Here is a 9953-nt window from a genome sequence, read left to right as displayed (position 1 = left end):
GCGGCGTTGATCCGCGCCTGCGTGAACGCCCGCATGACTTCCGGGAACTTCGTCATCAGATCCGCGGCCCGCGCCATCCGGCCCTGCACCACCCGATCCGACATGCGCAGCACCCCGGCCAACTCCGCCGCCACGCTGCGTGTCGCGATCTCCACCGCCTCACCCCGCACCGCCCCGCTACCGGCGTCCCGGGCGGCGAGTTCCTCGGCGACGCGCTGCGCGGCGGCGAGCTGCGCGTCCCGGAGCGCTTGGAATCGGATGATCGACGCCTCGGCCGCGGCCACACCCTCCCGCAGCACGCGCAGCACCGCGACAGGATCCACCGGGTCGACCCCAGGATCCACCACCGTGCCCGCCGAGTTCGTCATGACCCAAGTCAACACCGGACCACCGACATTCCCACCCCGAATTCACCAGATCAGCGCAATAAACTCCCTCAACTAGAGTCGTCCCTGTCAGTGCACGCCATAGCGTGCGCTGACAGGGACGACTCGGAGATGGGAAGGCTCCTGGTGAGCCCGGCCAACCCACTGAACCCGACCGCCCCACCGAGCGCGCTGACCCCGACCAACCCGCGGAGCCGGCTGAACCCGACTGAACCCCGCTGAACCCCGCTGAGCCCGCCGAGCCCAGTCAGCCCGGTGAACCCGGCCGCCCCGCCGAGGAGGCTCAGCCATGCAGGGAACGGGCGGCCTGTGCCTTGCGGAGGGCGGCGTCGGCCACCTGGGGCCCCTCGTGGGATACTCTGCTCGGGAATCATCCTTCCGGCATGCGGATAACTCGCGCCCGGATCAGAGCCGAGAGGATCCGCATGGCCGCTGAGGGCTCCACGGGCGTCAAATCCGTCTCCCGCGTCTTCGACCTGCTCGAGCTCATCGCGGACGCGGGCGGCGACGCCACGATCAGCCAGCTCGCGGCCGCCGCGGAGCTGCCGCTGCCCACGATCCACCGCCTGCTGCGCACCCTGGTCTCACAGGGGTACGCGCGCCAGCTGGCCAACCGGCGCTACGCGCTCGGCCCGAAGCTCGTGCGCCTGGGCGAGGTCGCGAACCGCCAGTTCGGCCAGATGGCGATGCCTCAGCTGAAGTCCCTCGTGGACCGGCTCGGCGAGACCGCGAACCTCGCCACGATCGACGGCGACAACGTCGTCTACGTCTCGCAGGCGCCGTCGCCGCACGCCATGCGCATGTTCACCGAGGTGGGCGGCCGCGCGCATCTGCACTCCACGAGTGTCGGCAAGGCGATCCTCGCGCAGCTCGGAGACGATCAGGTGCGCGAGATCATCTCTCGCGCCGGGATGCCGCACTCGACCGACCGCTCGCTCGACACGATCGAGGAGCTGCTCGCCGATCTCGCCGCCAGCCGGGAGCGCGGTTACGCAGTCGATGACGGCGAGCACGAGGTGGGCGTGCGCTGCTTCGCGATGGCGGTGCCGAACATGCCGGTGCTCACGGCGGTCTCGGTCTCCGGCCCGATGTCGCGCGTCGGCGAGGACTTCGCCGAGCGGGCGATTCCCGTACTGCGCGACGTCGTCGCCGAGATCTCGGCCGCGACGAACGCACGCTGAGCCCCACACCGGCCGACGTCGAGCCCGAGCGCGCTCCGTGGATGCGGTCGTGAGATCCTGAACGTCGCTCATCTGCGGGACTTCGGGCCGCAATGACCCGCCGGGCTTGACCTGCACGGATCCGCCGTCTTACGCTTTCCATGCTCCAGAACCACTATTCCGAATCTCGGAAACTTCTGGATCGCTGAAGGCGAGGAGAGGCGAAGATGCCGAACCGTGCGAATCGTCGCGCCCCGCGCGATGCCCGACAGGACGCGACCGCCGTCCCCGCGTGCTCCGTTCCGGGCGCGCGCGGCCTCCGCACCACCCGGCTGCACCGCTCCGCCGCCTTCCCCGCACATCCCTTGTCCTGACCCTGCCCACGCGGCACGATCGCCTTAGGACAAGCGATCGAACGTGTCGCCGGATCCGAGGAGACCCATGCCTGACATCGCCGTCACCGTCAACGGACAACAGCGCCCGCTCGTGGGAACGCCCGCGCACGCCACCGCCCTGGACTGGCTGCGCGACAGCGGCCTCTCCGGCAGCAAGGAGGGCTGCGCGGAGGGCGAGTGCGGCGCGTGCGCCATGCTGCTCGCCACGCCGACGACCGACGGCGGCACCACGTGGACCCCGGTGAACGCCTGCCTCGTGCCGGTGTACGCGCTCGACGGTCAGGAGGTCGTCACGGCCGAGGGGCTCGGATCGGTCGACAGCCTGCACCCCGTGCAGGAGAAGCTCGCCGAGGCCGGCGGATCCCAGTGCGGCTACTGCACCCCCGGCTTCGCGTGCAGCATGGCGGGCGAGTACTACCGGGCCGACCGCACCCCGGTCGAAGCCGCGTCGGCAGGCTCAGCGACCGACGCGACCGACGCGACCGACGCGACCGACGCGACCGACGAGTCGTGCCCTGTCCACGATCCGGAGCACGGCCCGAACGGCTTCGACCTCCATGCGCTGAGCGGCAACCTGTGCCGCTGCACCGGATACCGGCCGATCCGCGACGCCGCCTACACGCTCGGTACTCCCGACGCGGACGACCCGCTGCAGCAGCGGCTCGCGCAGCCCGCCCCTGAGCCCGTCGCGACCGACGCCGAGGTCGACGGGGCGCGCTTCGTCCGGCCCGCGACGCTCGTCGACGCCCTGCGGATCCTGCAGGACGAGAAGGAGGCGCTGCTCGTCGCCGGATCCACCGACTGGGGCGTCGAGGTGAACATCCGCGGTCGCCGCGCACCGCTCGTCGTCGCGATCGAGCAGCTCTCCGAGCTGCGCACCCTGAGGATCGAAGACGAGGTCGCCTCTGGCGCCGAGGGCTACGTCGAGATCGGCGCCGCGCTCCCGCTCTCCGAGGTGGAGAAGCGCCTGGACGGGCGGATCCCCCTGCTCGCACAGCTCTTCCCGCAGTTCGCGTCGCGCCTCATCCGCAACCGCGGCACGTTCGGCGGCAACCTCGGCACCGGTTCCCCCATCGGCGACACACCGCCGGCCCTGCTCGCCCTGCGGGCGAGCGTCGTCCTCGCCTCGCTGGCCGAGGGCGGATCCGGCGTCGTCCTGCGCGAGGTCGATCTGGCCGACTACTTCACCGGCTACCGGCAGACCGTCAAGCGCCCCGACGAGCTCATCAAGGCCATCAGGATCCCACTGCCGCTCGCGACCACGACGGCGTTCCACAAGATCGCCAAGCGCCGTTTCGACGACATCTCCAGCGTCGCCGTCGCCTTCGCGCTCGACATCGACGGCGGCATCGTGACCGGCGCGACCATCGGGCTGGGCGGCGTCGCCGCCACCCCGCTGCGCGCGCGTGCCACGGAGGCCGCGCTGATCGGCAAGCCGTGGAACATCGCCACCGTGAAGGCCGCCGCCGAGATCCTCCGCGGCGAGGGCACTCCGATGTCCGACCACCGCGCCAGCAGCGAGTACCGCTCGCTCATGCTCAACACCGCGCTGCTCAAGCTCTACAGCGCGACCGTCATCGAGTCGAAGGAGGTGTCGGCATGAGCACTCTCGCCGACCGCCCGGAGAACCCCGTCGTCGGCCTGCGGGCCGCGCACGAGAGCGCCGCCCTGCACGTCACGGGTGCGGCGATGTACACCGACGACATCGCGGAGCAGACCGCGGGTGTGCTCACCGCCTGGCCGGTGCAGTCCACGAACGCGCACGCGAAGGTCACGATCGACGTGTCAGGCGCCTACGAGGTGCCCGGCGTCGTGCGCGTGCTCACCGCCGAGGACGTGCCGGGCCTGAACGATGCGGGCATCCGCAACGACGAGCCGCTGTTCCCGAGCGAGGCGATGTTCTACGGGCACGCCCTGGTCTGGGTGCTCGGCGAGACCCAGGAGGCCGCGCGCCTCGGCGCCGAGCGCGTCACGGTCGAGTACGAGCCGCTGCCGTCACTCGTCACGGTGCAGGACGCCCTCGAAGCGCAGTCCTTCCAGGGCACCCCGCGCACGGTGCAGCGCGGCGATGCGGCCGCAGGGCTCGCCGGATCCGCCCACGTCTTCGAGGGCGTGACCGAGTTCGGCGGCCAGGAGCACTTCTATCTGGAGACGCACGCGTCGTTCGCGATCCGCGACTCCGAGGGGCAGTACTTCATCCAGTGCTCCACCCAGCACCCCACGGAGACCCAGGATCTGGTCTCGCACGTGCTCGGGATACCCGCGAACGAGATCACGGTGCAGTGCCTGCGCATGGGCGGCGGGTTCGGCGGCAAGGAGATGCAGCCGCACGGCTTCGCCGCGATCGCGGCCCTCGGCGCCAAGCTCACCGGGCGACCGGTCCGGGTGCGCCTGAACCGCACGCAGGACATCACGATGACCGGCAAGCGGCACCCGTTCCACATCGCGTGGAAGGTCGGCTTCTCTCAGGAAGGGCTGCTGCAGGCGCTCGACGCGACCCTGACCTGCGACGGCGGCTGGTCGATCGATCTGTCCGAGCCGGTGCTCGGCCGTGCGCTCTGCCACCTGGACAACTCGTACTGGATCCCCAACGTGCACGCCTACGGGCAGATCGTGAAGACCAACAAGACCTCGAACACGGCCTACCGCGGGTTCGGCGGACCGCAGGGCGTCTTCCTCATCGAGGACATCCTGGGCCGCGTCGCCCCGCAGCTCGGGATCGATCCGCTCGAGCTGCGCCGGCGCAACTTCTACAAGCCCGGCCAGAGCACGCCGTACGGCCAGCTCGTGAAGGACGCCGATCGGCTCGAGACGATCTGGGGCCAGCTCTCGGACGAGGCGGAGGTCGATGCGCGCCGCGCGGAGATCCGGGCGTTCAACGCCTCGAGCCCGCACGTGAAGCGCGCCCTGTCGATGACGCCGATCAAGTTCGGCATCTCGTTCAACTTCGCCGCGTTCAACCAGGCCGGAGCCCTCGTCCACGTCTACAAGGACGGCTCGATCCTCGTCAACCACGGCGGCACCGAGATGGGCCAGGGCCTGCACACGAAGATGCTGCAGGTCGCCGCGACCGCGCTCGGCGTCGAGCTGCACCAGGTGCGGCTCGCCCCGACCCGCACCGACAAGGTCCCGAACACGTCGGCGACCGCGGCGTCGTCCGGCGCCGACCTCAACGGCGGCGCGGTGAAGAACGCCTGCGAGCAGATCCGCGATCGGCTCGCGAAGGTCGCGGGGCGCATGCTCGGCGTCGACGAGCGCGACGTGCGCTTCGGCGGCGGTTTCGTGACCGCGCTCGGCGCACCGGTGAACCGCGTCTCCTGGGGCGAGGTCGTCAAGGCGGCGTACTTCCAGCGCGTGCAGCTGTTCGCCGCCGGCTACTACCGCACCGAGGGCCTGCACTGGAACCCGGAGATCATGCAGGGATCCCCGTTCAAGTACTTCGCGTACGGCGCCGCCGCGACCGAGGTCGAGGTGGACGAGTTCACCGGCGCCTACCGGGTGCGTCGCGTCGACATCGTGCACGACGTGGGCGACTCGCTCTCGCCGATGCTCGACATCGGCCAGATCGAGGGCGCGTACGTGCAGGGCGTGGGCTGGCTGACCCTCGAGGAGCTGCGCTGGGACACCAGCGACGGCCCGCACCGCGGCCGGCTGCAGACCCAGTCGGCGTCGACGTACAAGCTGCCGAGCTTCTCCGAGATGCCGGAGGAGTTCCACGTGCGCCTGTTCGAGAACGCGCGCGAGGAGGGCGCCGTCTACGGTTCCAAGGCCGTGGGCGAGCCGCCGTTCATGCTCGCGTTCAGCGCCCGCGAGGCGCTCCGCGACGCCGTGGCGGCGTTCGGTCCGGCCGGGCACTCGGTGGATCTCGGCTCCCCAGCGACGCCCGAGGCCGTGTTCTGGGCCGTCCGCGCCGCCCAGGAGGCGGGTGCCGGGGCCCCCGTTCCCGATGCCCCCGCGTCGGATGCGCTCGTTCCCGGCGCCCCCGCCTCCGACCGCCCGCTCGTCTCCGCCGCCGGCGACTGACCACCCCACTTCCGAGTCGTCCCCGTGAGCGCACGCTATGGACTCCGCTGACGGGGACGACGCGGAGGAAGAAGAACAACGAAGGAGCATCGTGGACTGGCTGGACGCGCTGCAGGATCTGCGGTCGCGGCGGATCCCCGCCGTGATCGTGACCCTGGCGACCGTCCGCGGCCACGCCCCGCGCAACGGCGGCGCGAAGATGGTGGTCGCCCCGGCCTCGGTGCACGGCACGGTCGGCGGAGGCAACCTCGAGCAGACCGCGATCGAGCAGGCGCGGCGGATGCTCGCCGACGGGTCCGCCGAACCCGAGCTGCTCACGCTCACGCTGAGCGACAAGGCCGTCACCGAGTACGGCGTGCAGTGCTGCGGAGGAGAGGTCACCATGCTGCTCGAGCCGATCCGGGTCACCCCGGCCGTCGCCGTGTTCGGGCTCGGCCACGTGGGCCTCGAGCTCGCGCGCATCCTCGCCCGGCACGAGCTCGACCTCGTGCTCGTGGACTCGCGGGAGGAGATGCTGGCCGAGGACCGGATCGGGATCCCCGGACAGCGCGGCCCGCTCGGCGACGCCGTGGCCCGCGTGCGCGTCGTGCATGCGCCGGTCCCCGAGGCGGCGCTCCTGGATCTGACCCCCGGCGCGCACGTGCTGGTCATGACGCACGACCACGTCGAGGACCTCGCGATCGTCGACCAGGCGCTGCGCACGGCGGATCTCGGATCCATCGGCCTGATCGGATCCGCCTCGAAATGGTCGCGCTTCCGCAGCAAACTGCACGAGCTGGGCCAGACCGACGACGACCTCGCCCGCGTCACGACCCCGATCGGGATCCCCGAGGTCGCCGGCAAGCAGCCCGCCGTCATCGCGGTGAGCGTCGCGGCCCGGATCCTGCAACTGATCGACGAGGCCGCCGCGGCCGAGTAGCGATCCATCGGGAAGGCGCCCTCTTCTGCCTCTTCCGCCAGCTTTATTGAACACGTTCAGTTCTTCCGCTATGGTCGTCCCATGACCGAGATCCCGGACCGGCCGGCCGTCGCGCTCGCCTCCCCCGAGGCCGCCCCCGCGCTCTACGAGGCCGACGACGTGCGGACGCTGTTCGACCGCATGGCGACCTCGTACGACCGGATGAACATCGCCCTCTCGCTGGGTTTCGCGAGGCTGTGGCGGCGACAGCTGCTCGGCCTGGTCGGCGCGACCGGATCCCGTCGTCGCGTGCTCGACCTGATGAGCGGACGGGGCGAGACCTGGTCCGAGATCGAACGCCGCCTCCCGCAGGCGGAGATCACGGCGGTCGACTTCTCCGCGCAGATGATGGCGCACGCCGAGACCCGCAGCCGCGCCCGCTTCGGCGGACGGGTGCGCCTGCACCAGGAGGACGCGCTGAACGGAACGGCCGAGCGGGCGTCCTTCGACGTCGTGGTCAGCGCGTACGGCCTGAAGACGTTCGACACCCCGCAGCTGGAGCGCCTGGCCGCCGAGGTCGCGCGAGTACTGCGCCCGGGCGGATCCTTCGCCTTCATCGACGTCACGGAGCCGACCAGCCGAGCACTGCGGGTCGCCTACCTCTCCTATCTGCGCTGGATGGTCCCGCTCGCGGCGACCCTGCTGCACTCCGATCCGACCGAATACCGGATGCTGCACCGCTACCTCGCGGGATTCGGCGACGGAGCCCGCGCCGTCGAGGCCTTCCAGTCGCAGCCCGGCCTGCACGTCGAGGTGCGACGGCACTTCTTCGGCTGCGCGACGAGCATCAGCGGACGACGGTCCTGACCGCGCGCCGCCGCCGGCATGTCGGCGGCCCTCCGCATACTTGCCGGATGACGCGCGACCGCTTCCTGCCGATCCATGATCCGGAGCTGCTCGCCGCCGGCGAGCGCGTGCTGGGCGCGGAGTTCCGCGCGATGAGCGAGCGCGTGCTCGCGGTGAGCGCGCTGACCTCGCGCCTCAACCTGCTGCCCTTCGACGACGAGGCCGGCCGCGCGGCGCTTCTCGAGGAGATCCTCGGCCGCCCCCTTCCGCGGCGCCTCACGATCTATCCGCCGTTCTACACCGACCACGGACTGCGGCTCGAGCTCGGCGAGCGCGTCTTCGTCAACCAGGGCTGCACGTTCCTCGACTTCGCCGGCATCCGGCTGGGCGACGGCGTGATGGTCGGGCCGAAGGCGACGTTCATCACGGTCGGGCACCCCGTCGACCCCGATGAGCGGCGGCAGTACCTCTCCGGCGCACCGATCCTCGTCGAGGAAAACGTCTGGATCGGCGCGGGCGCGACGATCCTGCCGGGCGTCACGATCGGCAGGGACGCCGTCATCGCGGCGGGCGCGGTCGTCGCCGACGACGTCCCGGCCCGCTCCCTGGTCGCCGGCCCGAAGGCATCCGTGCTCCGCAGCTGGTGAACGGGATGCCGCGATCTGCTGATTCCAAAACCTTCGCATGCCGGAAACAAAGATCCACCTGACGGACTAATCGCTTGTGTGCGCCAGGGAACCGCCGTAGAATCGACGCAGGCCTAGGCGGGTTGCGACAGCAGAACCATCTACCGGGCATCCCAGGCGGTGACGCCGTGGATTGTGACCCGGGGTTCGTCCCCGCACAGGCCCGATGCACCGCCCTTGATCAGGCGCCGATGGCCGGCACCTGGATGAGGAAGGTGCCCCATGCTGGACCGCATCCACGAGTACGCCGAGTGCCTCGCCGACCCGGATCGCTGGGCGATCGCGACCATCGTCGAGGTGTCCGGATCCGTCCCGCGTCCGGCCGGCACGTCGATGGCGGTGCGCGACGACGGCCGCACGATCGGATCCGTCTCCGGCGGCTGCGTCGAAGGCGCGGTCGTCGACGCGGCGCTCGCGTGCCTCGCGTCCGGCGCGACCGAGCTGCACTCCTTCGGCTACGCCGACGACGACGGCATCTCCATCGGCCTGATGTGCGGCGGCGACGTGCGCGTGCTGGTGCAGCCCCTGCGCACCCTGAGGGCCGCACCGGCCGGCCGCGCGCACCTCGTGCGCGACCTGCCGCTGCACGACACGACCGCCGGCTCCCTCCTCATCGCGGAGGGCCTCGGGATCGCACTCCGGGCCGACGCGCTCTGCATCGCCTTCGACGGGGACGAGCTGCCCGACGGGCTCGCGCGGGCGGCGGGGCCCGCCGCCGGCGAGCGGATCCGCGCGGCGCTGCGGTCCGGCGGCACGCACGTGGTGGACGTGACCGACCGTGCGACGCCGGAGTGCCCGGTCGTGCGGCGCCTGCTGATCGAGTCGACGGCGGCGCCGGCACGGCTCCTCATCTACGGCGCGAACGACTTCTCCGCGGCGCTCGCGCAGGCGGCGTCCGCACTCGGCCGGCACGTCACGGTGTGCGACGCGCGGCCCGTGTTCGCCACCCGCGCCCGCCACCCCGGTGCGCACGAGGTCGTGCTGATGCATCCCGCCGCGCACTTCGCCCAGGAGCTCGCCGCCGGCCGCATCGACGCCCGGACCGCGGTCGTGGTGCTCACGCACGACCCGCGCTTCGACCTGCCGGTGCTCGACGCCGCGCTGCGCCGCGAGCTCGCCTACGTGGGCGCGATGGGATCCCGCGTGACGCACGACAAGCGCGTGCAGGAGCTGCGCGCGGGAGGGCTCGACGCCTCGCTCCTCGGCCGGCTGCACTCCCCGATCGGCCTGGATCTGGGCGCGCGGACCCCGGCCGAGGTCGCGGTGTCGATCCTCGCCGAGCTGATCCTCGTGGAGTCGGCCGCACGGGCCGGATCCGGGAGCACTCCTGCGTCAGCGAGGCACCCCGCCGCGCCCGCACGGCTGCGCGACACCGCCGGCGATGTGCACGACGCGGGACGGACCCTGGGGCGCGCGGCCGCCGCCCCGGGCGAGGCGCCCGTGGGGCGCGCCTCCGCCGCCCCGGGCGAGGCGACCGCGCCCGGGGCAGCGGCTCGCGACGACGACGTGTCGCGGACCGGCCGCACCTGCGCGGCGGCCCCGAGACGCACGGCGGCGAC

General features: G+C 71.7%; 7 protein-coding genes and 1 pseudogene. 7 read left to right on the top strand and 1 reads right to left on the bottom strand.

From position 1 onward, the window contains the following. Positions 1-368, bottom strand: a pseudogene (locus B7X32_RS14210) (hypothetical protein); the annotation flags it as partial. A 443-nt stretch (positions 369-811) separates the two neighbouring features. Here B7X32_RS14210 and B7X32_RS14205 point away from each other — a divergent pair. The 7 genes from B7X32_RS14205 to B7X32_RS14175 form a co-directional block, all read left to right on the top strand. Beyond that, positions 812-1567: an IclR family transcriptional regulator gene (locus tag B7X32_RS14205; protein WP_292720848.1), complete on the top strand. Its 756-nt coding sequence runs from the start codon at positions 812-814 to the stop codon at positions 1565-1567. Positions 1568-1987: 420 nt separating this feature from the next. After that, on the top strand, positions 1988-3544 hold the full coding sequence (locus tag B7X32_RS14200; protein ID WP_292720845.1) for an FAD binding domain-containing protein: 1557 nt from the start codon (positions 1988-1990) through the stop codon (positions 3542-3544). Continuing rightward, positions 3541-5964 (top strand): xanthine dehydrogenase molybdopterin binding subunit, encoded by a 2424-nt coding sequence (xdhB, locus tag B7X32_RS14195; protein WP_292720842.1) that lies wholly within the window; start codon positions 3541-3543, stop codon positions 5962-5964. The genes B7X32_RS14200 and xdhB overlap by 4 nt, the downstream gene beginning before the upstream one ends. Positions 5965-6055: 91 nt before the next feature. Further along, positions 6056-6883: a xanthine dehydrogenase accessory protein XdhC gene (gene xdhC / locus B7X32_RS14190; protein ID WP_292720839.1), complete on the top strand. Its 828-nt coding sequence runs from the start codon at positions 6056-6058 to the stop codon at positions 6881-6883. A gap of 81 nt (positions 6884-6964) precedes the next feature. Then, positions 6965-7729, top strand: a complete 765-nt coding sequence (locus B7X32_RS14185) for a class I SAM-dependent methyltransferase (RefSeq protein WP_292720837.1) — start codon at positions 6965-6967, stop codon at positions 7727-7729. Between the two features lie 47 nt (positions 7730-7776). Next, positions 7777-8355 carry a DapH/DapD/GlmU-related protein gene (locus B7X32_RS14180; protein WP_292720834.1) on the top strand — a complete coding sequence of 193 codons (579 nt, stop codon included), beginning with the start codon at positions 7777-7779 and terminating at the stop codon, positions 8353-8355. A gap of 261 nt (positions 8356-8616) precedes the next feature. Further along, positions 8617-9953, top strand: a 1337-nt coding sequence (locus tag B7X32_RS14175; protein ID WP_292720832.1) for an XdhC/CoxI family protein, incomplete at its 3' end; no start/stop codon positions are given.

Origin of the sequence: Microbacterium sp. 13-71-7, from assembly GCF_002257455.1 — a bacterium.
Lineage (GTDB): Bacteria > Actinomycetota > Actinomycetes > Actinomycetales > Microbacteriaceae > Microbacterium.
The sequence above is the reverse complement of the archived record's forward strand: the minus strand, read 5'-3'. Positions and strand labels throughout refer to the sequence as shown.